Annotated in this window: 23 protein-coding genes; 14 read left to right on the forward strand and 9 right to left on the reverse strand. The window is 45.8% G+C overall.

Annotated features, from left to right (window positions below; genetic code table 11):
- Window positions 1-80 precede the first annotated feature (80 nt).
- The 3 genes from NSS75_RS02100 to NSS75_RS02110 all read left to right on the forward strand — a co-directional run bounded on the left by NSS75_RS02100 (window position 81) and on the right by NSS75_RS02110 (window position 2,080).
- Window positions 81-545 carry a MarR family transcriptional regulator gene (locus NSS75_RS02100; RefSeq protein ID WP_103672188.1) on the forward strand — a complete coding sequence of 155 codons (465 nt, stop codon included), beginning with the start codon at window positions 81-83 and terminating at the stop codon, window positions 543-545.
- A 74-nt stretch (window positions 546-619) separates the two neighbouring features.
- Entirely contained in the window at window positions 620-1,249 is a 630-nt protein-coding gene (locus NSS75_RS02105; RefSeq protein ID WP_024120145.1) for a LysE family translocator, read from the forward strand.
- A 69-nt stretch (window positions 1,250-1,318) separates the two neighbouring features.
- Window positions 1,319-2,080: a YqcI/YcgG family protein gene (locus NSS75_RS02110; protein ID WP_103672187.1), complete on the forward strand. Its 762-nt coding sequence runs from the start codon at window positions 1,319-1,321 to the stop codon at window positions 2,078-2,080.
- A 1-nt stretch (window position 2,081) separates the two neighbouring features.
- Here the strand turns inward: NSS75_RS02110 and NSS75_RS02115 are convergent, their stop codons facing one another.
- A complete protein-coding gene (locus tag NSS75_RS02115) occupies window positions 2,082-3,422 on the reverse strand; it encodes an amino acid permease (RefSeq protein WP_103672186.1) in 1,341 nt (446 codons plus the stop codon).
- 129 nt (window positions 3,423-3,551) lie between these two features.
- Here NSS75_RS02115 and NSS75_RS02120 point away from each other — a divergent pair, with 129 nt between their 5' ends.
- On the forward strand, window positions 3,552-4,148 hold the full coding sequence (locus NSS75_RS02120) for a DUF1989 domain-containing protein (protein WP_044161986.1): 597 nt from the start codon (window positions 3,552-3,554) through the stop codon (window positions 4,146-4,148).
- Window positions 4,149-4,281: 133 nt separating this feature from the next.
- A complete protein-coding gene (nadE, locus tag NSS75_RS02125) occupies window positions 4,282-5,100 on the forward strand; it encodes an ammonia-dependent NAD(+) synthetase (RefSeq protein WP_101860186.1) in 819 nt (272 codons plus the stop codon).
- An 83-nt stretch (window positions 5,101-5,183) separates the two neighbouring features.
- Here nadE and tmrB read toward each other — a convergent pair whose 3' ends face one another.
- Both tmrB and NSS75_RS02135 read right to left on the reverse strand, forming a co-directional pair.
- Window positions 5,184-5,777, reverse strand: coding sequence for a tunicamycin resistance ATP-binding TmrB (tmrB, locus tag NSS75_RS02130; protein WP_103672185.1), 594 nt, complete (start codon window positions 5,775-5,777; stop codon window positions 5,184-5,186).
- Window positions 5,778-5,831: 54 nt separating this feature from the next.
- Window positions 5,832-6,620, reverse strand: a complete 789-nt coding sequence (locus tag NSS75_RS02135; RefSeq protein ID WP_101860184.1) for a sugar phosphate isomerase/epimerase family protein — start codon at window positions 6,618-6,620, stop codon at window positions 5,832-5,834.
- A 370-nt stretch (window positions 6,621-6,990) separates the two neighbouring features.
- On the opposite strand from NSS75_RS02135, the gene NSS75_RS02140 reads away from it, so the two are divergent.
- Window positions 6,991-7,551 (forward strand): shikimate kinase, encoded by a 561-nt coding sequence (locus NSS75_RS02140; RefSeq protein ID WP_024120152.1) that lies wholly within the window; start codon window positions 6,991-6,993, stop codon window positions 7,549-7,551.
- A 26-nt stretch (window positions 7,552-7,577) separates the two neighbouring features.
- Here the strand turns inward: NSS75_RS02140 and NSS75_RS02145 are convergent, their stop codons facing one another.
- On the reverse strand, window positions 7,578-8,339 hold the full coding sequence (locus NSS75_RS02145) for a methyltransferase domain-containing protein (RefSeq protein WP_339235661.1): 762 nt from the start codon (window positions 8,337-8,339) through the stop codon (window positions 7,578-7,580).
- Between the two features lie 115 nt (window positions 8,340-8,454).
- On the opposite strand from NSS75_RS02145, the gene NSS75_RS02150 reads away from it, so the two are divergent.
- The 7 genes from NSS75_RS02150 (at window position 8,455) to putR (ending at window position 16,981) form a co-directional block, all read left to right on the forward strand.
- Window positions 8,455-9,405, forward strand: a complete 951-nt coding sequence (locus NSS75_RS02150) for a LysR family transcriptional regulator (RefSeq protein WP_024120154.1) — start codon at window positions 8,455-8,457, stop codon at window positions 9,403-9,405.
- Window positions 9,406-9,561: 156 nt separating this feature from the next.
- A complete protein-coding gene (gene cah / locus NSS75_RS02155; RefSeq protein WP_326365662.1) occupies window positions 9,562-10,518 on the forward strand; it encodes a cephalosporin C deacetylase in 957 nt (318 codons plus the stop codon).
- Window positions 10,519-10,599: 81 nt separating this feature from the next.
- Window positions 10,600-11,382, forward strand: coding sequence for a nucleotidyltransferase domain-containing protein (locus tag NSS75_RS02160; protein WP_024120156.1), 783 nt, complete (start codon window positions 10,600-10,602; stop codon window positions 11,380-11,382).
- A gap of 188 nt (window positions 11,383-11,570) precedes the next feature.
- Window positions 11,571-12,482, forward strand: coding sequence for a proline dehydrogenase PutB (gene putB / locus NSS75_RS02165; protein ID WP_081638229.1), 912 nt, complete (start codon window positions 11,571-11,573; stop codon window positions 12,480-12,482).
- A 16-nt stretch (window positions 12,483-12,498) separates the two neighbouring features.
- Window positions 12,499-14,046 carry an L-glutamate gamma-semialdehyde dehydrogenase gene (gene pruA / locus NSS75_RS02170; protein ID WP_044161972.1) on the forward strand — a complete coding sequence of 516 codons (1,548 nt, stop codon included), beginning with the start codon at window positions 12,499-12,501 and terminating at the stop codon, window positions 14,044-14,046.
- Between the two features lie 124 nt (window positions 14,047-14,170).
- Complete coding sequence (putP, locus tag NSS75_RS02175; protein WP_240312838.1) at window positions 14,171-15,592, forward strand: sodium/proline symporter PutP; 1,422 nt, start codon at window positions 14,171-14,173, stop codon at window positions 15,590-15,592.
- 153 nt (window positions 15,593-15,745) lie between these two features.
- Window positions 15,746-16,981, forward strand: coding sequence for a proline utilization transcriptional regulator PutR (gene putR / locus NSS75_RS02180; protein ID WP_010332961.1), 1,236 nt, complete (start codon window positions 15,746-15,748; stop codon window positions 16,979-16,981).
- A gap of 37 nt (window positions 16,982-17,018) precedes the next feature.
- Here the strand turns inward: putR and NSS75_RS02185 are convergent, their stop codons facing one another.
- Both NSS75_RS02185 and NSS75_RS02190 read right to left on the reverse strand, forming a co-directional pair.
- Complete coding sequence (locus NSS75_RS02185) at window positions 17,019-17,870, reverse strand: TIGR03943 family protein (protein WP_185848309.1); 852 nt, start codon at window positions 17,868-17,870, stop codon at window positions 17,019-17,021.
- A 4-nt stretch (window positions 17,871-17,874) separates the two neighbouring features.
- A complete protein-coding gene (locus tag NSS75_RS02190) occupies window positions 17,875-18,759 on the reverse strand; it encodes a permease (RefSeq protein ID WP_339235665.1) in 885 nt (294 codons plus the stop codon).
- A 287-nt stretch (window positions 18,760-19,046) separates the two neighbouring features.
- Here NSS75_RS02190 and NSS75_RS02195 point away from each other — a divergent pair, with 287 nt between their 5' ends.
- Window positions 19,047-20,057 (forward strand): NAD(P)/FAD-dependent oxidoreductase, encoded by a 1,011-nt coding sequence (locus NSS75_RS02195; RefSeq protein ID WP_044161960.1) that lies wholly within the window; start codon window positions 19,047-19,049, stop codon window positions 20,055-20,057.
- A 28-nt stretch (window positions 20,058-20,085) separates the two neighbouring features.
- Here NSS75_RS02195 and cobA read toward each other — a convergent pair whose 3' ends face one another.
- The 3 genes from cobA to nasD are packed head-to-tail and all read right to left on the reverse strand — an operon-like array spanning window position 20,086 to window position 24,366.
- Window positions 20,086-21,537, reverse strand: a complete 1,452-nt coding sequence (gene cobA, locus NSS75_RS02200) for a uroporphyrinogen-III C-methyltransferase (protein WP_339235668.1) — start codon at window positions 21,535-21,537, stop codon at window positions 20,086-20,088.
- A gap of 59 nt (window positions 21,538-21,596) precedes the next feature.
- Window positions 21,597-21,917 carry a nitrite reductase small subunit NirD gene (nirD, locus tag NSS75_RS02205; protein ID WP_024120163.1) on the reverse strand — a complete coding sequence of 107 codons (321 nt, stop codon included), beginning with the start codon at window positions 21,915-21,917 and terminating at the stop codon, window positions 21,597-21,599.
- Between the two features lie 31 nt (window positions 21,918-21,948).
- Complete coding sequence (gene nasD, locus NSS75_RS02210) at window positions 21,949-24,366, reverse strand: NADPH-nitrite reductase (RefSeq protein ID WP_024120164.1); 2,418 nt, start codon at window positions 24,364-24,366, stop codon at window positions 21,949-21,951.
- Between the last annotated feature and the right edge of the window lie 119 nt (window positions 24,367-24,485).

The following is a 24,485-nucleotide window of genomic DNA, read 5'->3' on the forward strand; positions in this document are numbered from 1 at the left end:
GTTTGATATCATGATAATAGTTTGATTATTAATTATCTCGATTATCAAGATAAATTTGATTTTATAGGGAGGACTGTCAGTTGTCAACAAGAGATTCCAGAAGTGAGTTGGAAAAGACTTCCGTTCAGCTTTTTCGGAAATTGGGCACAAGAACGGTTCTGTTTCATCAGGCAGCCGCTCAGGCTCTCGGTCTGTTTCCCACCGATTTGAAATCAGCTGACATCTTAAATGAAGCGGGGCCAATGACGGCCGGTGAACTGGGGAAAAAGACGGGACTCAGCACGGGTTCCGTTACGGCGCTTGTTGACCGCCTCGAAAAAGCGGGGTATGTGACGCGCGAAAAGGATCCGAACGACCGCAGAAGAGTGATTATCGTGCCTTTAACCGCTTCTAAACAGCATGTGAAGGATTTGTTCCGTTCACTGTCAGAGTCGACGATGGATCTGTGCCGCGAGTATACGGAGGAGGAATTGGAACTGATTTTCGGTTTTATCGGCAAAGCCTCCGATATTATAGAGGAAGAGCTTGACCGCTTGAAACAATAGGTGATTTTTGTGCATAGCTTGGCCCGTTCCCGAATAAATTGTACAAGTTGAGTAAGAGAGGGGAGTACGGGCCGGTGAACATTTTTTTGAGTTATATTGTGCTGGGGCTGTCCTTGTCTGCGCCTGTGGGACCTGTCAATGCGGCGCAAATCGATAAAGGCATTAAAAACGGGTTTTGGCATGCGTGGATTTTTGGTTTAGGCGCCATGACAGCTGACGGACTGTACATGCTTTTCATCTATTTCGGTCTGTCACAGTTTTTGACCGCTCCGTTTGTGAAAACGTTTTTGTGGCTCTTTGGCTTTTTTGTACTGACCTATACCGGTATTGAAACGCTGAAGAATATCAGGGAAGCGATAGACGTACGCAGCTCGAAGGGGAAGCCGTCCTACAGAAAAACATTTGCCTCGGGTTTTCTCATCTCATTGTCAAATCCATTGAGTATCCTCTTTTGGCTTGGGATTTACGGGAGTATTCTTGCAAAAACGGCGGAGGCTTACAATATGAGTCAGCTTCTCATCTATAGTTCCGGCATTATGATTGGCATTTTAATCTGGGATTTTTGCATGGCGATCGCAGCCAGTACATTCAGGAACCTGCTTCACGAAAAGCTGTTGCGGGGATTCACCGCGATTGCTGGCATATCCTTGCTTGTATTCGGTTTTTACTTCGGTTATCAAGGCATTAAAGAGTTATTGGGCTGATTCAAAAAGGACAGTCACCTGCCGCCTTCCGTTTTAATATAGTATCCAGATGATACTGGAGGTGGATCAATGGTGAAAGGGATTTACACCAAAAGTTTTCTGGAACGGAATCAAGCTGAGTTCCCGGAATGGCAAAAAATCGCTTTTGAGCTATTAGCAGAAACTGTGGCGGATGACGCGGATACGTTCCCGTGTATTCCCGGCCGTCAGGCATTTCTGACTGATCAGCTTCGCATTGCCTTTGCAGGAGATCCCAGGGAAAACGGTACGGTGGAGGAACTGGCGCCGCTGCTTGCGGAGTATGGGAATATCTCGCGAGACTCCGGGAAGTATACGTCATTGGTTGTGTTATTTGATACACCGGAGGATTTGGCTGAGCATTATTCCATTGAAGCATATGAAGAGCTGTTTTGGCGCTTTTTAAATAGACTGAGCGAACAAGATGAAAAAGAGTGGCCGGCAGATATTCCGGCCGATCCAGAGCATTATAAATGGGAGTTTTGTTTTGACGGCGAGCCGTATTTTATTCTGTGTGCAACGCCTGCTCATGATGCGAGGAGAAGCCGAAGCTTTCCTTATTTTATGATCACGTTCCAGCCAAGATGGGTGTTTGAAGATCTAAATGGTTCAACCGCATCTGGCCGAAACATGAGCAGGCTGATCCGATCCCGTTTACAGGCTTATGATCAAGCTCCGATTCATCCGCATTTAGGCTGGTACGGAGGAAAGGATAACCGGGAATGGAAACAGTATTTTCTCCGGGATGATGAAAAACAGGTATCAAAATGCCCGTTTTCATATTTAAAGAACATGTTTAACAAAATGAAATAGTTCACGAGCTGGCAGGGCGGTCTTTGTGTCCCTGCTTTTTTTGATAGATCAAGGTGACAACGGCAATGACAGCTAAAAATCCCAAGCTGACAAAAAATCCGGGTCGGCTTGATTTTTCAAACAGCGTGCCGGACACAGCCGCCGCGATCAGAATTGTCGCCAGATAAATTTGCGTTTTCGCCATGGCTGCCGGATCGGTCAGCTTTTTGCTGGAGAACAGGATAAACAGCCAAGTGTATAAAAGCATAAGCCCGGCCGCTGTTGTCATGTGCTCATATATATTTTTAGGCAGCACTAAAGACAGTACGATAGACACGATAAGCCCCGCAAATGTTAATCCGAGCGCGGGCCAGCATATTTTTTTGCCTTCTTTTAGAGTAAAGCATTTCGGCGCGTCGCCGTCATCGGCCATCGTACAAAGCAATGTTGTCACAGCAAAGAGTGAAGCGACAAGGGTCGAGAAACCCGCGATAATAAAAATGCCGTTGAAAATATCAAGGATCACTTCGAGATGAAATCCTTTTAAAGACGTAATAAACGGGCTGTCCTGTTCTGTAAACTTGTGTAAAGGAACTAGTAGCAAAGCGAGCCCGATTGAAATGATATAAATAATCGCCAGCGTTGCCAGCATCAGCTTTCCTGATTTTGAGGCTTCCTCCGGCTTCTTTAAATGAACCGTCATGAGCCCCATGACTTCAATGCCGCCAAACGCGTAAAATGCATAAATCAGGCCTGTCCACAGCCCCATAGCTCCGAATGGGAAAAATTCTTTCGTCTCATTCGGAATCTGCACCTCCGGCTTTCCGCCTGATAATATGCCGCACAAAGCCAGAATGGCAATCACGATAAACATGAAGATAGCGGCTGTTTTGATAACTGCCAGCACGTTTTCTGTTTTTTCAAAAACAGAAAGTCCGGTAAAAATAATGAGAAGCCCCAGTACAGCATAGATGGAAGCAAATACCCACAGCGGCACCTGAGGAAACCAATGCTTCGTAAATAACGAAATGGCTGTCAGCTGGCTTCCGGTAATCAGCATTTCAGATGACCAGTACACCCAGCCATTGCTGAAGCCGGCCCACCTGCCGAACGCTTTTCTCGCATATGAACAGAACGAGCCCTTTTCAGGGTGTTTTGCCGAAAGTTTGGCAAGCTGTTCGAATACAAAATAAGTGCCGATCGCTCCAATTAGAAATGAAAGCAGAACGGAAAATCCGCTTTTCACAATTGCGATGCTGGAACCGAGAAAAAATCCTGTTCCGATTGTGCATCCTATCCCGATTAATGAAAGCTGCCACCAAGCCAGATTTCCTTTTTCTTGGTCTTTTTTTGTTTGACTCATTTACATTCAACCCCTTTTATCTAAGGTTAGATTGCAACCCGCGCAAGGCTTATATGCATCGGATTTTTGCCTCTTTTTACATGGAGGCGATGGTAAACGTTCATACTAATAGAAAAAGGAGCGAAGCGGATGACACAGCAATATATCGTTCAGCCGAAGAAAGGGCTCGGCCTGAAGCTGAAAAAGGGCCAGATTTTGAAGGTGGTTGATGTAGAGGGGCAGCAGGTTGCTGATTTTGTGGCGTACCACGCAAAGGATTTTTATGAGCATCTTGATCAGGGAGCGACCATTGATGCCAATCATTCCATTCATGTGAAGGTCAACGATCATATTTACTCTAATTTGTATAAACCGATGCTAACGCTCATTGAGGATACAGTCGGCAAGCATGACTTGCTTCTGCCGGCCTGCCGTCCTGACATGAACAGGCTGTTATACGGAAAACAAAAGGACGAGTTCCAGGATACGTGTTATGACAATATGAACCGGGCGCTTGAGCAGTTCGGCGTGCCGAAGCCGCATATGCATTATCCGTTTGCGATTTTTATGAATACCGTTCTGGATGAGAAGGGGAATCTGTCTGTGGAAACGCCGCTGTCAAATGCCGGGGATTACGTCAGACTCAGAGCGGAGATGGATTTGGTTGTCGCGTTTTCTTCCTGCCCGATTGAAAAAGGAAAGTGCAATGGCGACAGTGTGACGTCCATACGGGTTGAAGTCAGCTGATCTCTCTTATTCACTATGAAATAAGACCTGTGCTATAGTTAATATGGATACATAACAGTCATGATTCATTTTCATTGATTCGGGGAAATGAACAGTAAGAAACAAGCGAAAATGTACAGGAGGAATGATTGGGATGAGCATGCAGGAAAAGATTATGCGTGAATTACATGTGAAGCCCTCAATTGATCCAAAGCAAGAAATTGAGGACAGAGTCAATTTTTTAAAACAATACGTAAAGAAAACCGGCGCTAAAGGACTTGTGCTTGGCATCAGCGGCGGACAGGATTCAACACTTGCGGGAAGACTTGCTCAGCTTGCGGTGGAAAGCATTCGCGAGGAGGGCGGAGACGCTCAATTTATCGCGGTCCGTCTTCCGCACGGCACACAGCAGGATGAAGATGACGCCCAGCTCGCTCTGAAATTCATCAAGCCGGATAAATCATGGAAATTTGACATTCAATCAACAGTCAGCGCTTTTGCGGATCAATATCAGCAAGAGACAGGCGATAAGCTGACAGACTTTAATAAAGGAAACGTAAAAGCGAGAACGAGAATGATTGCTCAATACGCGATCGGCGGCCAAGAAGGCCTTCTTGTGATTGGAACAGACCATGCGGCCGAAGCCGTGACTGGTTTCTTTACGAAATACGGTGACGGAGGCGCAGATCTCCTGCCGCTGACAGGCTTAACAAAGCGTCAGGGAAGAAGCCTGCTGAAAGAGCTGGATGCACCGGAACGCTTATACTTAAAAGAACCGACTGCAGATCTGCTGGATGAAAAGCCGCAGCAGTCCGATGAAACTGAGCTTGGCATTTCCTACGATGAGATTGATGATTATCTCGAAGGAAAAGAAGTATCGGCGAAGGCGTCAGAAGCGCTGGAGAAACGCTACAGCGTGACGGAGCATAAGCGCCAGGTCCCAGCTTCTATGTTTGATGACTGGTGGAAATAATATGATAAAAGCCCACTTTTGGAGTGGGCTTTTTATTTATTGATCCATTTGCATGTATCAGGGACATGTTTTCAAAACGTCTTTTATTTGATGCGGATATGATTCAGCTTCACCATCAATCTGTAAGTGAATCTTCGCAGGCTGCCTCTCGAATCAGGCTCAAGCGGCAGATTTGCTTGGGCAGCGATCGTTTCTGCGACCTGCTGAATAGACATTTGGTCTGTATGGAGATGTTCTGTGAAGAGGCTATCAGACAGGCTGTTGATGCAGCGGTCGATTTGTTTTGCGGCCCAGGAGTTTTTTCCTTCCGCTCTGGTGCGCAGGCGTTTCAGCAATGTTTCCTTTGAAGCCAGCAGGGTAAAGTGGTGAATGGTCCGGCCATCCTGTCTCAGCCTGCCGATAATGTCATCGAAGTATTGATCATTCGTAATGGTCATGGGCACAATGATGATGCCCTGATATGTATCTGACAAATAGGAAAGCATGCTGTAATTGAATTCCCGCCACAGATGGTAGCTTTGAAAGTCATCTTCAGCGATATCCGGCGGTATCATCGAACGCATCGCAAATCCCATCTTTTCAGGATCATATACGTAAGACGATTTCAGCCTTCTGTGCAGTTCAAACGCTGTTTGTGTTTTTCCGGAACCGAAAGCCCCATTTATCCAAATGATCATCATGATATCCCCCTTTTTGTTTATGATACAAAAAAAGACCCTTCGATCGAAGAGTCAGCGGGAAAAAACAGACGTATATTCGCGGAGCGATTCCTTTATATGCGTAAAGGCATGTTCTCCAAAATACTCAAGAGAAACAAAACCATCATATTGTCTGTTCATCAGCTCTTTTAAAAATGCTTTTTGATCGAGATCTCCTTGAAAAATCGGAGTTGGCTCGCTCAGATACCAGTTATGAAAGTTCCAGCGGTAGTTTTTCAAATGGATATGGCTGTTCGTATGAAAGGTTTTTTCTAAAGCGGGCAGCTGGTCAATTCGGTTCACGTGCAGATTTGACCCGTCAAAAATCGTTCGGAGTCTTGGATGGCCGACATCCTTCAAAAATGTTAAAGCAGCTTCAGGTGTATCGGCATACGTATCATAGTGAATTTCCAGACCGATATTCACCTCATAGCCGTCTGCCATTTGCGCAGCCTGCTGGAATTGTTCAACCGCACGCAGCCATTTTTCCGGTGACGTTCTGTTTGATGCCTGATTGCCGGCAAATACGCGAATAAGCGGGCTGTGAAGCTGTCTCGCCGCCCGAAGCCCTTTTCTCACTGCTTCTTTTGTTTCTCCTTCTCCTTGTGTCACAAAATCGGTGTATAAGCTGACCGCGGGCACCTTCAGTTTATGCTGCTGCAGCAGGGTATAAAGGCCGTCCAGCGGCCCGAAGTCCTGTTCATACTGTTCGATGTGGCCGTACCACAAATCAATCCCGTCAAAGGACTGCTCCTTCGCAAAGGAAATGACGTCCATTACATTTTGCTTTTTACACCCGGTTGTACAAAAGCTTATTTTCATCTCACATCCCTCCCGTCTTCTTTTTCCCTGTTGAAAAACGGATAAACGCAGAGGGAGGAAGGACGTTTAATCATTTAATGCTTTTTTGCGTCGAAGTATTAAATTATTTCTGAAAATGTTGTACAATGAATGTCATCCGGAAAAGAAGGTTATTGAACGCAAAAAAGAAACGGAGCCGACTGCTCAAAAACGACGTTTCGTCATGTTACATCTTTTATTCTGCATCACGGAGGCCATTGCGTTTTCTTATGTTTTATTGTAGGAAAGCTTAATGAAATAGAGGACGCCTGAGCCGGTATCTATATAAATATTCGCAAAATCAGCATATAATGAAGATAAACTTTCATTCCTTAGGAGGATTTCGCCGAAGATGAACGCTAAACGAGCCATCCCAGTAAGAGAAAGAAATATCGTCCTGATTGGATTCATGGGTGTAGGAAAAACGACAATCGGCCAATTGGTCGCTAAGAAATTATATAGAGATTTTATCGATATTGACCAAGAAATCGAAAAGGATTTCAACATGTCGATCCCTGAGATGTTTGAAAAAAAAGGTGAGGACTTTTTCCGTAAAACAGAAAAAGAATATATCCTGAATCTATGCCACCATACAAGATTTAAAATTGTCTCACTTGGCGGAGGCTCTTTTAAACAAGAGGAAATCAGAAAGTGCTGTCTCGAACATTGTCTGGTGCTTCACCTCGATCTGTCTTGGGAGAACTGGAAGCAGCGCGCGGATTTGCTGATCGAAAGCCGTCCGGTGCTGCATAACCGGTCAATGGATGAAATGGAGCAGCTGTTTAACGAGAGAAAAGTCATCTATGACAAGCACAATTCAAAAGTGGAAACAGACAACCTTGCTCCTGAAGAGATTGCAGATTACATTGTGGAGACGTTAAAAATCGGTTGGGATCTTTATCAGCCAATGTAAAAGCCGTGCGGTATGCACGGCTTTTTTTATCGCTTCACGCCTTGGATCAATATCGCTTTTAAGCAAAAGGATTCAGGCTTTCCGTTTTGATTCAATTCGAGGCAAAAGGTGTCACGGGCTTCGTCAGACGCGTTGTTCAAATGGCTGATGATACGCTGTTCCCGATCGGCGGGGGTTCCGCCTCGTTTGATCCAGCTGTTGTATTCAATCGGCAAATTCCACTTTTGGATTTCTTCATAGCCAAGCTGGTTGGCCGTAAACATTGACTGCCATTCCGATAATGAACTTTCGCGTACGTGAGAAGGATCTCTGAGCCGGTTCAAATGATTGACAAACTCATCAAGATCAGGAGCTTCAGGCGCATAGTGATCGATCAGGAAAAACCGCCCGTTCTTTTTCAGCACGCGTGCAACTTCACTGACGGCTTGATGAACATTGGAAAAGTGGTGAGCCGCATATCGGCAGGTGATGACATCAAATGAATCGTCAGGGAAAGGAAGCTCCTCTGCCGTTCCTTTCTGAAAGTGTACATTGCCAGCGCCTTTTTCTTTCGCAAAAGATGAAGCAACGTCAACCATTTCTTGCGTCGCATCAATGCCGATGCATTCTTGGACGTAAGGGGAAAAAGCCAGCGCTGTATGGCCCGCTCCCGCTCCGACATCAAGCACTCGCTGCTCTGCACGGCATTCCGCAGTTTTGATCAGCATCGCTAAATCTTCACCCTCAGCAAATACCTTCTCATCACGGTACATCTCAGCATTTTTCGAAAACGGAGTTTCATTTGGCAAGTGAACCAGCTCCTTCATTTTTGGTGGTGATATGGATTATGTTAGCAATGTCTGTTATGATTCGTCCAAGATATAAAAATGATGAATTCGATAGTTTCAACCTATGGAGGCTGAAATGGATATTAAAGTGATGGAATATGCTGCGGAAATTGCTCGCCGACAGAGCTTTACAAAAGCGGCGAAGCACCTTCATATCGCCCAGCCTTCTCTCAGCCAGCAAATCAAAAAGCTGGAGATGGAACTTGGGCTTACTCTTTTTCACAGGTCACACGGCTCTGTTACGCTGACACCGCACGGCCGCCGTTTTATTGAAAAGGCTGAGGACATCATTCGATCAAGGGATGACTTGCTGCGGGAGATGCAGGAGCGTTCTCAAGGACTGGGACACAAGCTTTCGATCGGAATTCCGGCTGTAACAGGGAGATATATTTTTCCTCCGCTGCTGAAGCAGTTTTTGGCGCGTTATCCCCATATGGAGGTTCAGCTTATCGAAAAAGACCCAGCTGCCTTAGAGGAGATGACGGCAAAGGGTGAGGTTGATCTTTCTGTTTTATCCTTGCCGATCGAGGATGAGAGGCTCTCCATCGAACCCTTGCTGACGGAGCCGATCGTTCTTGCCGTACCAAAGGAAAAACAAAGGTGGATGCCGCCCGAAATGACTGCACTGATTGATAAAGCGCTGGAAAGAGAGGGGAGCCGGCCGCCGTGCGTGCCGCTTGAGATGGCAAAGCACGTTCCTTTTATTTTGCTGAAGGAGGGCTACGGTTTTCGCCGGACGGTACTTGACCTATGTGCGGAAAGCGGCTTTAAGCCACACGCGGCGTTTAAAACGAGCCACATCGAAACCGCGCAATCCCTTGTGGCAAACGGTTTGGGGGTAACACTGGCGCCAAATATGGTCAAAAGAGACAAAGACCCGGGTGTCATCTATTTATCTCTTGAATCCGCGCCTTCACGCACTCTGGTTTTTGTATTTTTAAAGAACCGCTATGTCAGTCTGACCGCTCAGGCCTTTATGGAACTGAGCCGGGAATCGGTTAAACAAACGTTTGATCAAGAAGAGTGAATTGGTGTTCAAGGATAGAAGGATATACATCACAAGATCAAATGCACGTCGAGGGATTGAATCAGAAAACAGATGTTAAAAAATTTAGAAAATAGATTCAAAACGTGATAGTATAGAATAAACTAAATCTTATTAAACAAAGGAGAATAATCGGAAATGCAACTATTCGATATGCCGCTCGACCAATTGCAAACGTATAAGCCTGACAAAACTGCCCAAAAAGATTTTTCTGAGTTTTGGAAATCCTCTTTGAATGAGCTTGCCAAAGTTTCAGCAGTTCCTGACTTACAGCCGGTTGATTATCCTGCTGACGGGGTAAAGGTATACCGCCTCACATATAAAAGTTTTGGAAATGCCAGCATTGCCGGATGGTATGCGGTGCCTGACAAAGAAGGCCCGCATCCGGCGATCGTGAAATATCACGGCTACAATGCAAGCTATGACGGAGAAATTCATGAAATGGTCAATTGGGCGCTGCACGGATACGCTGCGTTCGGCATGCTTGTCCGCGGCCAGCAGGGCAGCGAGGATACCAGTATTTCTCCGCACGGACACGCATTGGGCTGGATGACGAAAGGAATTCTTGATAAAGATACATACTACTACCGGGGAGTTTATTTGGACGCCGTCCGCGCGCTTGAAGTCATCAGCAGCTTTGATGAAGTCGACGAAACGAGAATCGGCGTGACGGGCGGAAGCCAGGGCGGAGGCTTAACCATTGCGGCCGCGGCTCTGTCAGATATTCCGAAAGCCGCTGTTGCTGATTATCCTTATTTAAGCGATTTCGATCGGGCCATCGATGTGGCGCTTGAACAGCCGTATCTCGAAATCAATTCCTTCTTCAGAAGAAATGGCAGCCCGGAAACAGAAGAGCGGGCCATGAATACACTAACGTATTTCGATATTATGAATCTGGCTGACAGGGTGAAGGTGCCTGTACTGATGTCGATCGGGCTGATTGACAAGGTTACGCCGCCTTCTACTGTGTTTGCGGCCTATAACCATCTGGAGACAGAAAAAGAGCTGAAGGTGTACCGCTACTTTGGGCATGAGTATATCCCTGCCTTTCAAACGGAAAAGCTTGCGTTCTTTAAGCAGCATCTTAAAGGCTGACAGACGTGAAGAGCCGCCGCATCATCGGGCGGTTTTTTTCTGCAAACAGCCGGAATGAGAAAAGACGGGAGACGAATATATATGAAACAAAGAATCATTGATGAACTAAAACGAATTGAGCAGGAATACAGCGTTAAAATCGTGTATGCCGTTGAATCAGGGAGCCGTGCTTGGGGATTCCCGTCGCAAGACAGCGATTATGATGTCCGCTTTATTTATGTGCCGAAAAAGGAATGGTATTTTTCAATCGAGCAGGAGCGGGATGTCATTGAAGAGCCGATCCACGATTTGCTGGATATCAGCGGCTGGGAACTGAGAAAAACGCTGCGTCTTTTCAAAAAATCAAACCCTCCGCTGCTTGAGTGGCTGTCCTCAGACATTGTGTATTACGAAGCTTTTACGACCGCAGAGCAGCTGAGAAAGCTGCGAAGCACAGCGTTTAAGCCTGAAGCCAGTGTGTATCACTATATCAATATGGCAAAAAGAAACGTCAAGGATTACCTGCAAGGGCAAGAGGTGAAAATCAAAAAGTATTTTTACGTGCTGCGGCCGATACTGGCGTGTAAGTGGATTGAAAAGCACGGAACCATTCCGCCGATGGATTTTACTGTTTTGATGAATGAATTGATCACGGAACCCGAACTGAGAGCAGAGATGGAAACCTTGCTTGAGCGCAAAAGAAAAGGTGAAGAACTGGATCTAGAAGCAAGAATTCATGTGATTCACCAATTCATTGAAACGGAGATTGAAAGGATTATGGAAGCGGCGAAAACGCTGAAAATCATCAAAAAAGATATCACTCCTGAGTTGAATCGTCTGCTTTTGAATACTGTTGAAGAAGTGTGGAATGATGGAGGAAGCTGATGTTTCATGTCGCTTCCTCTCTCCATATTTCGACAGGAAGTCCCCCGACTTTCTAACTATCTGATTGTGAGAAACCCACAAAAATAATCAGAATCTTTGTATTTTGAGAATATTGTGAACGGTGGTTTTGTCCATTTACAATAAACTCATACAAATACTTCTTAGATTGCGGGGTGTTGAGGTTGGAAGTGATCACAAGAGATTTTTTCTTATTTTTATCCAAAAGCGGCTTTCTCAATAAGATGGCGAGAAACTGGGGAAGCCGGGTGGCAGCGGGTAAAATTATCGGCGGGAATGATTTTAACAGTTCAATCCCGACAATTCGACAGCTTAACAGCCAAGGCTTGTCAGTTACTGTCGATCATTTAGGCGAGTTTGTGAACAGCGCCGAGGTCGCAAGGGAACGCACGGAAGAATGCATCCAAACCATTGAGACCATTGCGGATCAGCAGCTGAACTCACACGTTTCTTTAAAGATGACGTCTTTAGGTCTCGATATAGATATGGATCTGGTGTATGAAAATATGACGAAAATCGTCCAGACGGCCGAGAAGCATAAAGTCATGGTCACCATAGACATGGAAGACGAGGTCAGATGCCAGAAAACGCTTGATATTTTCAAGGATTTCAGAAGGAAATACGAGTATGTAAGCACGGTGTTACAGGCCTATCTGTACCGGACGGAAAACGATATTGACGATTTGGATTCTTTGAAACCGTTCCTTCGTCTTGTAAAAGGAGCATATAAGGAATCAGAGAAAGTGGCTTTTCCGGAAAAAAGCGATGTCGATGAGAATTACAAAAAAATCATCCGAAAGCAGCTCTTAAATGGTCACTACACAGCGATTGCGACACATGACGATAAAATGATCGATTATACAAAGCAGCTTGCCAGGGAAAACGGCATTTCCAATGACATGTTTGAATTCCAGATGCTGTACGGCATGCGGTCGCAAACCCAGCTCAGCCTCGTAAAAGAAGGTTATAACATGAGAGTCTACCTGCCTTACGGAGAGGATTGGTACGGCTACTTTATGAGACGTCTGGCAGAACGTCCGTCAAACATTGCATTTGCTTTCAAAGGAATGACGAAGAAGTAAAAAAGGAGAGATTACAATGACAACACCTTACAAACATGAACCATTCACAAATTTCCAAGACCAAAACAACGTAGAAGCGTTTAAAAAAGCGCTTGCGACAGTAAACGAATATTTAGGAAAAGACTATCCGCTTGTCATCAACGGTGAAAGAGTGGAAACAGAAGCGAAGATCGTTTCCATTAACCCGGCTAATAAAGAAGAGGTAGTCGGCAGAGTCTCAAAAGCTTCTCAAGAGCACGCTGAGCAAGCAATTGAAGCTGCGGCTAAAGCCTTTGAAGAGTGGAGATACACGTCTCCGGAAGAAAGAGCGGCTGTCCTGTTCCGCGCGGCTGCCAAAGTCCGCAACAGAAAGCATGAATTCTCCGCTTTGCTCGTGAAAGAAGCAGGGAAGCCTTGGAACGAGGCTGATGCTGATACTGCTGAAGCGATTGACTTCATGGAATATTATGCACGCCAAATGATTGAACTGGCAAAAGGAAAACCGGTCAACAGCCGTGAAGGCGAGAAAAACCAATATGTATACACGCCGACTGGCGTAACAGTCGTTATTCCGCCTTGGAACTTCTTGTTCGCGATTATGGCGGGAACAACAGTAGCACCGATCGTTACCGGTAACACAGTTGTTCTTAAACCTGCGAGCGCAACGCCTGTCATTGCTGCGAAATTCGTTGAGGTTCTTGAAGAATCCGGTCTGCCAAAAGGCGTTGTCAACTTTGTTCCTGGAAGCGGAGCGGAAGTCGGTGACTACCTTGTTGATCATCCAAAAACAAGCCTTATCACGTTTACAGGATCAAGAGAAGTCGGTACGAGAATCTTCGAACGTGCGGCAAAAGTTCAGCCAGGCCAGCAGCACTTAAAACGTGTTATCGCTGAAATGGGCGGTAAGGATACAGTTGTAGTGGATGAGGATGCTGACATTGAATTGGCGGCTCAATCCATCTTTACATCTGCATTCGGCTTTGCGGGCCAAAAATGTTCTGCGGGTTCACGTGCTGTTGTCCATGAAAAAGTGTATGATCAAGTATTAGAGCGCGTTATTGAAATTACAGAATCTAAAGTAACGGCTAGCCCTGACAGCGCAGATGTTTACATGGGACCTGTCATTGACCAGGGTTCTTATGATAAAATTATGAGTTATATTGAGATCGGAAAAGAGGAAGGCCGATTAGTAAGCGGCGGCACTGGTGATGATTCAAAAGGATTCTTCATCAAACCGACGATCTTCGCTGACCTTGAACCGAAAGCAAGACTCATGCAGGAAGAAATTTTCGGGCCTGTTGTCGCTTTCTCTAAAGTATCAAGCTTTGATGAAGCATTAGAAGTGGCCAACAATACTGAGTACGGTTTAACGGGAGCGGTGATCACAAACAACCGCAAGCACATTGAGCGTGCAAAACAAGAATTCCATGTTGGAAATCTGTACTTTAACCGCAACTGTACAGGAGCCATCGTCGGCTACCATCCGTTCGGCGGCTTCAAAATGTCCGGCACAGATTCAAAAGCCGGCGGTCCTGATTACCTGGCACTGCACATGCAGGCAAAAACAATCAGTGAAATGTTCTAAAGCGGGACTAAATGGGCATCCTCCCTGCGGGGGTGTCCATTTCATCCATATACTATAAAAAAGAGGAGGAAGTGCCATAGAAAACACACAGCTGATTATTTCAATTTGTATTTATATGGCGGGGATGCTGCTGATCGGCTACTTTGCCTACAAACGTACGTCAAACCTGACGGATTACATGCTGGGAGGACGTTCCTTAGGTCCGGCTGTAACCGCTCTCAGTGCGGGAGCTGCCGATATGAGCGGCTGGCTGCTGATGGGGCTTCCGGGCGCCATGTTTTCAACTGGACTAAGCGGCGTTTGGATTGTGTTCGGGCTTTGCCTTGGAGCATGGGCAAACTGGCTCTACGTCGCGCCGCGGCTGAGAACATATACAGAAAAAGCGGGGAATTCGATTACGATTCCCGGATTCCTTGAAAATCGTTTCGGAGATCAAACAAAGCTCCTCAGACTGTTTTCAGGAATTGTCATTTTAGTCTTTTTCACATTTTATGTATCGTCCGGAATGGTGTCCGGCGGCGTCTTATTCAACAGCATCTTGGGGATGAATTATCACACCGGCTTGTGGATTGTGACTGGTGTTGTTGTCGCGTACACCCTGTTTGGGGGCTTTCTGGCTGTCAGCTGGACAGATTTTGTTCAGGGGATCATTATGTTTGCAGCACTTATTCTCGTTCCTATCGTTACGTTTTTCCACACCGGGGGAATAGGTGAAACAACTGCTGAGATCCGCTCTGTGGACCCTGATATGTTTAATATTTTTAAAGGAACCAGTGTTCTTGGCATCATTTCATTGTTTGCCTGGGGCTTGGGCTACTTCGGCCAGCCGCATATCATTGTGCGCTTTATGGCGATTACATCTGTCAAAGAGATAAAAAGAGCGCGCAGAATCGGAATGGGATGGATGATTCTTTCGGCAGCCGGCGCAGTGCTGACAGGTTTGGGCGGTATCGCTTATTACCATCAGCGGGGCATGACATTGAAGGACCCGGAGACGATTTTTATTCAATTAGGAAACATTTTGTTCCACCCAATTATCACAGGTTTTCTGATTTCTGCGATTTTAGCGGCCATCATGAGTACGATTTCCTCCCAGCTGCTTGTCACATCAAGCTCTTTGGTAGAGGATTTGTATAAGTCGATGTTCCGGCGCTCAGCTTCTGATAAAGAACTGGTGTTTTTAGGGCGTCTGGCTGTGCTGGCTGTTTCAATTGTCGCGTTAGTTCTGGCATGGGAGAAAAACAATACCATCCTTGGATTGGTCAGCTACGCGTGGGCGGGCTTCGGTGCATCTTTTGGACCAGTTGTACTGCTCAGTTTATTTTGGAAACGAATGACCAAATGGGGGGCACTCGCCGGCATGATTGTAGGGGCAGCGACTGTAATCATTTGGGCGAATGCCGGTCTTTCGGGCTTTCTGTATGAAATCATACCTGGTTTTGCTGCGAGTCTATTATCTGTCTATATCGTCAGCGTATTGACGCAGGCTCCGTCACAAGATGTGACAGACCAGTTTAAAGACTACCAAGATACGATGTCACAATAAAGATCGAAAGGAGGAGGAAGGGGATATCCCTTTTTCCTCTTTTCTCCTTTTAAGACCGCTGTTTTTTCTTTTGGAAACAAACGTATTTTTTTCTATACAAAAAGACCCCGTATGGATATGATTAAAGTAAAAAAAGTATAGGAGAAAAAAGGTATGGAAGAGCTTTTAGAGAGAGTTTTTTCATTTTCAGATGTTGATAAGCTGATTGACTTTATCAGCTATGAACTGCAAAAACCAGTGATACTGGAAAGCGCGGATTTCTTTTTGTTAGCCTACAATTCTTACTATATTAACCATTTTGATTCTGCGAACCAGCAGACTATTTTTTCAAAAAAGTGTCCGGTTCAGATTTTTGAGAGGTTTTTGAAGGACGGGATCATTGAAAAGCTGAAAACAGAACCTGAGCCTTTTCGCGTCAATAAAATTGAGAGCATTGGGTTAAATCAGAGAGTAGTCGTGAGTGCGAAGCATAAAGGGGAAGTCATGGGCTACATCTGGATTCAGGAACTGGATCGTGATCTGACAGACGAAGAGCTCGATTTTTTGTACGAGACCTCCTTCCATGTCGGAAAAATTATTTATAAAGCGAACAAGCTGAAACAGGAAAAGGAAGAAAGAGCTGAGGACCTCATCAAACGGGCTATCTATCAGCAATTTATTTCTGAAAAGGAGCTCAGGCGCGAAGCTGAGAGAATCAACACCGTGCTGCCTTCTGTGTTTTCAGTTGTCATCCTGCACGCCGCGAATGGGGATGGGGAAGCGGTGGAAGATTTAAAGGAAAATATCAGGTCTTACCTGAATTTGCGGGATAAAGTCAGTCATGTCTTAACGATAGAATCCAATATTGTCATCGTCGTAGCGAGTTTTTCCCAAAAAAGCTCCGCCTCCTCAGCAGCTGCTGAATTCATTAACAAGCTGTTAACACATTTTCACTTTCAAAAAATTCCTACCCCTATCTATATCGGTATCGGAAACGAATATGACCACATCTTAAAACTTGGCAAAAGCTATACAGAAGCATTGGAAGTCATTAAAGCCGCAGAAATAACCGGTAACCAGGAAAACATTCCATATGAATATGAGAAGCTCGGTATTTATCGTTATTTAGAAAGCATTGAACAGAAAAATGACTTTTTGGAATACGAGAATAAGGATTTGGCTTTACTAAAAGCGAAAGACCAAGAAAGCAGCACCGAGCTGCTGAAGACGCTGGAAATCTATCTCCTCAACAACTGCAAAACAAAACCAGCCGCAGAACAGCTGTTTATTCACCAAAACACATTAAATTACCGCATCAAGCAGATTCTTGAAATGACATCCATCGATTTAAGCGATTTCAGAACGCGATGCCAGCTCTATCTTGATTTGATGCTGATGAAAAAGAAATAAAAAAAGAAACCAGTACTTGTACTGGTTTCGTCTTCAATTAAAATCCTCTGTAAACATACGGATCATCAGGTTTTTTAATGGTGTTCCAGTCCGTCACTTTCACGACAGGGAGGGTTGATTTGAATGGCTGATAGTATTCTGAGGACAAAGTGCCTTTGATATGAATCCATTCATCATCCTTAATATCCATGTCCTTCGGAAATTCCACAAGCATCCCGTAAACGCCGGAATCAGCGATACAGTGAATAATGCCAAACCGCAATACGAAAAGCTGGTTTTTGTTAATCGCGTTTCCTTTATACGCAAATCCATGAAATTCAATCGTACGGCCGAGAAATTCACCCGGATAGTTATAAATGGTTTCCATACCCTTTAAGAAATCATCATCGGTCAGAGAAATCTCTTTTTTACCAGAATATTTTTTATACAGCTGTTTCATCTGCTTGTCATAGCTGTCTTGCGCATAATAAAGGCTGGCATCAGGCCGCAGATACTGGGTTTGGGAGTAGTGATCTCCGCTTTCCATGGCCTTAAACGAGAATCCTTTCGTTTTGACGATGGATGAGTCAAGCGTCGCAATCGGAAAAAAGATGCCTGACACCAAAGGGAAAATAAAAACAAGATAAATAAAATACCGCTGATAAAATGGTTTGTTTTGTTCATGGTCATGATCATGGCCGCAGCCGCAATCATCGTCATGATGATGCCCGCCTTTTTCAGGCGATTTGATAAATAAATACGCTTGAACAGCTGTCAAAATGGCCAGCAGGAAGATCGCAATAAAGGAAAGATAGGCATATTTCATATTGATATATTTTGTTAGATTTCCTGAGGTGTGCAGATGATAAAAGAAAAACGTAAATCCCATCAGCACCAATAGACGAAACATCCAATCACCCCTTTACCAGTAGTGATCCCGCTAAGACGATCACGACAATATACGTAATCAGCAGGAAAACAAATCGTTTTTTGAAGGCCGCGAGCATCATCAAGAGATTCTTAATATCAACCATCGCACCGAAGACGAGAAAGGCGATGAGCGAGCCTAAAGAAAATGTGCTGCTGAAGGAAGACGCAATAAATGCATCCACTTCTGAACAAAGCGACAAGACAAACGCCAGGCTCATCATCACGAGGGAAGATGATACATCATTCTGTCCGATCGCAAGCAGAGTGGATGTTTTGACGTACGTCTGCATCGCAGCTGCGATAAAGGCGCCGATGATTAAATATTTCCCCACGGAGAAAAATTCATCAATGGCGTGACGCAAGGTCCCTCCCAGCTTTTGCAGCAGGGTGTGGTGATGATGATGGCGATGCCCGGGTTCATCAGGCTTTAAAAGCTGGTTATCCTTAAATTGATAGGATAAGATGATGCCGATGATCACCGAAACGGCCAGCGCCAGCCCGCCCCGGTAAAAGACAACGCTCCATCTATTCCCGAATGCAATATACGTAGAAAACAAAACAATGGGATTGATGATAGGAGCAGTCAGCATAAAAGCAACGCCTGCATGAAGAGGAACCCCTTTTAGCAGAAGCCGCCTCGTAATCGGGATAATGCCGCATTCGCAGGCGGGAAATAAGATGCCGGCAAGCGCACCAAATAAGACTGCGAGAAACCGGTTTTTCGGCATGATCCTTGCAATCATTTCTTCAGAAACAAACATTTGAATAATTCCGGACAGAATGACGCCAATCAGAATAAACGGAATGGCTTCTATTAAAATACTGATAAAAATAGAATTCAGCTGAAGAAAAGACGATTGTGCTGTCACAATAAAACCTCCGCTCATGGTAAGCTGCCTCTGATTATATCACGAAAAAAGGCACTGATTGTTTGACGGAAGAGGAGGAAGGATCGTTTCACCTTGTATAGGATTCTAAGAAATCCAGTGGTGAACTGCGGCACCTTTGCAGCAAACATCCTGCGAGGGAATTATTATTCAGGGCCGGCAAAATGGTTGAACACGGACTCTGGAAATATGATATACTTTGTATTGATATTCATTCTCAATTAAACGATATAACGTTAATGATAGATTTGGAACGGGAGGCAGGACGGATGGCTGAAAATCAAGAGGTGTATGACGTCACGATTATAGGCGGGGGACCGATCGGGCTGTTTACGGCTTTTTACTGCGGCATGCGGGAGCTGAAAACGAAAGTGATCGAGTTTTTGCCGCGGCTCGGGGGAAAGGTGTCTTTATTTTTCCCTGAGAAAATCATTCGCGATATTGGCGGGATACCGGGGATTGCCGGGGAGCAGCTGATCGAACAGCTGAAGGAGCAGGCGGCGACGTTTGACCCTGATATTGTGCTGAATCAGCGAGTGACCGGATTTGAGCGTCTGGATGACGGAACCATGGTGCTGACTAGCTCTGAGGGGGAGAAGCACTATACAAGAACCGTTATTTTGGCTGTCGGAATGGGCACGCTGGAGGTCAATGAGTTTGACAGCCAGGATGCAAGCCGATATGCAGGAAAAAATCTTCATTATAAAGTGGAGAAGCTTGATGCGTTTAGAGGCAAACGGGTTGTGATTTCTGGCGGGGGAGATACTGCGGTCGATTGGGCTAATGAGCTGGAACCGATTGCGGCGTCTGTTACTGTCGTGCACCGCAGGGAGGAATTCGGCGGACTGGAAAGCAGCGTGACGAAAATGAAGCAGTCATCTGTGCGGGTGCTTACTCCTTATCGGCTGGAACATCTCAGCGGCACTGAAGAACGCATCGAAAGCGTCACCGTTTGTCATGCTGAGTCTGGACATACCGAGGAAATCGAGCTTGATGAGCTCATTATTAATCACGGGTTTAAAATTGATCTCGGCCCGATGAAGGATTGGGGTCTCGAGATTGAAGAAGGCCGGATTAAAGCTGACAGACATATGCGGACGAATCTTCCGGGCGTGTTTGTTGCGGGGGACGCGGCGTATTATGAAAGCAAGCTCAGATTGATTGCCGGTGGTTTTACGGAAGGCCCGACTGCCGTCAACAGTGCGAAATCTTATCTGGACCCTCAGGCGGAAAATATGGCGATGTATTCCACCCACCACAAAAAATTGGTTCATAAATAAAAAAGCCCTTTGGAAAAGGGCTGTATCATCAGCTGTGGAGGAGCTTTTTCTCCACTTGCTCATTTTGTATAAACGCAAATAATTGCTCTTGGTCTTGTACGGCAGTAAACCCATATGCAGCGGCGGGCGCGCCATCGCCTATACAGATGACAGGGGGGCGGCTTGCTGACGGTTCTGGTGAAATGCCGATTTCTTCTCCTGCGCTGATCAATTGCTGAGCGGACTGCTTGCCGGGGCAAATGATCATGTGCAGAGGAGACTCACTGATCGTCCGTTCGGTCATTCTGGTGAATCGCTCATCTATGACGTTTTCATGGGTGATATAGCACAAACAGGACTCTGATTTCTGCATTTCTTCTACTGAATGACGGCTGCCGACAATCAGCTTTTTAGGTGAATTGTGATGGTGCTCGGATATGATGAAGCCGCGTTTTATAAGCTCTGCCTTTCCTGCTTCTGACGCTGCACTCAGGCGTGCGGTCAGCTGGCGAATGTCGATTCGTTTGGACGCGAGCGCTTGAAAAAATTCGCTAACCGCACGGCGTGATGTGAAGAAAATATCCTCAAAGGTGCTGATCTGTCCTAGAATATCCTCGTTGGCAGGCATTTTTTCAGTACGCCATTTTGGCCATTCGATGACATCGGCACCATAATCGCGCAGCTTGTCTGCCAGCGTATGCTCATCTTCGCCATGAGTGACTATCATCATATGCTGCCCGATGAATGGTTTGCTTTCAAACCAGCTGTGTGTTTGAACGTTTACAATATCACCGATGACGATAATGGCGGGATTTGTGATTTGCTGTTCCTGTATTTTTTGATGGATATCCTGCAGCGTTCCTTTTACGCTCCGCTGGCGGCCCCACGTTCCCCATTGAATCACGATGACAGGGAAAGAAGGAGATTTTCCGTACGCGATGAGCTGCTGGCAAATAAATGGAAGGTTTTTGACACCCATGTAAAACACAAGCGTTTGAACGCTTCGGGCAAGCCCTTCCCAGTCAAGGTTCGGCTTTCCTTTTAAGGATTTATCATGTGCGGTAATCATGGCGAAAGACGAAGCGAAATCCCGGTGCGTGACGGGGATTCCCGCATACAGCGGCGCTGCGATTCCCGAGGTGATGCCCGGCACCATTTCATAGCGGATGCCATGCTGGTGGAGAGCGTCTGCTTCCTCGCCGACTCTGCCAAACACGCTGGGATCTCCGCCCTTTAAACGGACAACGGTTAATCCCTCCGACGCTTTTTCAATCAGCAGGGCATTGATCTCTGCTTGTTTCATAAAATGGCGGTCCGGCAGTTTTCCGCAATAAATGAACTGGCAGTCTGGTGATGTGTATTCGAGCAGCTTAGGGTTTGCGAGCCGGTCATACAAAATGACATCCGCTTCCTCCAGCGCCTGTTTTCCTTTTATGGTGATGAGCCCTGGATCTCCAGGTCCGGCGCCCACAAAATATACGATTCCGTTTTTCATGATCATGTCATCCTTCCGTCACTGTAAAAAATGAAGGATCACTTTGAAAGTGATCCGGTCTTTGATCAATATACGAGATAAACGTATTCTCCTTCGATCAGCGTTTCGTATGTTTTGACACAGCCGTGATCCGGCTCTTGAACGATTCCGTCTTCCAAGGAGATTTTCCAGTCGTGCATCGGACAGAAGACATATTCGCCGCTGACGATACCTTCTGCAAGGACGCCGCCCTTATGGGGACAGCGGTTTTCAATGGCGCGGATGCTCCCGTTTGAAAGCTTAAAGACCGCAAGCTCCTTATCTTCAATATACACTGTTTTTCCTAATTGTTCAGGCAATTCTTCGATTTTTCCGATACATACTTTTGTGACGTCTTTGTTCACCATGTCCATTCCTCCTCAATGTTTGTTTCTGTCATTATGATGTGGTCACGACATTTTCAAATAATTCTTTAGAGGTTTGTTTATCTTCCAGGAAGTCCTTCCACGGATCTTTGTGGACAGAGAGCGTTTCATTCATTCGGTCGTTCAGCTCCTGCCGTTTTTCCGGATCGTTTAAAATATCTTGGACATGGGATAAACCGACGCGCTCCAGCCATGCGGACGTGCGTTCTAAGTAGTTTGCGGTTTCCCGGTAGTATTGAAGATAAGCGCCTGCGTATTCCAAGACTTCTTCATTTGTTTTCACCTTCATCAGCAAGTCGCCGGCACGCAGATGGGTTCCGCCGTTTCCGCCGACGTAAAGCTCCCAGCCTCCGTCGATGCCGACAACGCCAAGATCTTTAATGCCGGACTCTGCACAGTTTCGCGGGCAGGCAGATACGGCCATTTTCACTTTATGAGGCGTGTTGAGTCCTTCAAATTTTTTCTCAAGGTCGATGCCTAAGGCCATGGAGTCTTGTGTGCCGAAGCGGCAGAATTGTTCGCCTACACATGTTTTTACCGTGCGGAGTGTTTTTCCGTACGCGTAGCCTGACGGCATATCAAGATCGGCCCATACCTTTGGCAGGTCTTCTTTTTTCACGCCGATCAAGTCAATACGCTGGCCGCCTGTCATTTTGACGAGCGGGATCTCGTATTTGTCGACGACATCAGCGATTTTGCGAAGATCTTGAGAGTTGGTTACACCGCCGTACATCCGCGGTACGACAGAGTAGGTTCCGTCTTTTTGAATATTGGCGTGCATCCGTTCATTAACAAAGCGGGATGTTCTGTCATCCTCATATTTGGACGGATTGATCATGCCTAAGTAGTAGTTCAGAGCCGGACGGCATTTGGAACAGCCTTCTGGCGTTTTCCAGCCGAGCACGTTCATGACTTCTCTTGTATGTGACAGCCCTTTGGCTTTGATTTCTTCGACTACCTCGTCTCTCGACAATGAGGTACAGCCGCAAATCGCTTCTTTTTGGGCTGATGCGTCAAAGTCTGATCCCAGCGTATACTGAAGGATGTCTTCTACGAGCGGCTTACAGCCTCCGCATGAGCGGGACGCGCCGGTGCATGCTTTGATTTCATCTGTTGATGAACAGCCCTGTTCCTGGATGGCCTGAATAATTGCTCCTTTTGACACGCCGTTACAGCCGCAGATGATTTCATCATTGCTCATGGCAGCGGTCAGACTTGTGCCGGCTTCTTGGTTGAGAGGCTGTAAGATTGAGATTTTAGAGGTTTCAGAGATATCTGCTTCTTTTTGAATCATCGAAAACAGGCGGTTGCCCTCACTGCTGTCGCCGAATAAAACGGCTCCGACAATCTGATTGCCTCGCAGCACGACTTTTTTATAAATGCCATCCTGTTCATCAAAAACCTTAATCGCTTTTTTCTCGTCTGATTCGTTAAAGTCACCGGCAGAAAAGACCTCGACTCCTGATACTTTCAGTTGAGTGGAGAGAACGGAGCCTTCATAAGGTTTCGTTTCAACACCGCAGATATGTTTAGCGAGCACTTTCGCCTGTTCATAGAGCGGCGCCACGAGTCCGTATGCGATTCCTCGGTGCTCGGCGCATTCACCGACCGCATAAACGTGCGGGATTTCGGTTTGCATATAATCGTTGACAATGATGCCGCGGTTGACTGGAATTCCGCTTTCGGCCCCAAGCGTTGTATTCGGACGGATGCCGACGGCCATGACGACTAAATCGGCTTCAACACTTGTGCCGTCTTTGAATCTGACGCCCTCGACCCGGTCATCTCCGAGAATTTCTTCTGTTTGCTTTTCAAGCAGAAAGGTCATTCCTTGTTTTTCTAATTCGTTTTGCAGCAGGCGTCCGGCCGTTGCGTCAAGCTGGCGTTCCATCAGGAAGGGAGCGAGATGGATAACGGAGACTTCCATACCGAGATTCAGCAAACCGCGCGCAGCTTCTAAGCCAAGCAAGCCTCCGCCAATGACGGCTGCTTTTTTATATTGTTTTGACGCGGCGAGCATCGTGTCTGTGTCTTTTATGTCCCGGAAAGCTGTGACGCCTTTTTTGTCTGCACCTGGAATCGGCAGGATAAAAGGGACAGAACCCGTAGCCAGGATCAGTTCATCATAAGGCTGTATTCTGTCTGCATCGGTGATGACGGTTTTGTTTTCGGTGTCCACTTTAATAACTGTTTCATTGGTATACAATTGTATATTGTTTTCTTCGTACCAGTTCCAATCGTTTAACGTAATATCTTTGATATCTGTATCGCCTTGCAGCACTTTTGACAAAAGGATTCGGTTGTAGTTGGGATGCGGTTCGGAACCAAAAATTGTGATTTGAAATGCGTCTTTTGAAACATTCAGTATCTCTTCAATGGCCCTTACCCCGGCCATTCCATTACCAACAAGAACTAGCTGTTTTTTTCCCATCAGATGATCCGCTCCTTATCAATGTTTTTTTCAGCGTAGCACAGCAAAAAGAAATATTTAAGATGCATGTTATAAAATGTAACAAAAAATACGAAAATTTCTAAAAATTTTATGAAAAT

Source organism: Bacillus sp. FSL K6-1012 (assembly GCF_037964915.1).
Lineage (GTDB): Bacteria > Bacillota > Bacilli > Bacillales > Bacillaceae > Bacillus > Bacillus halotolerans.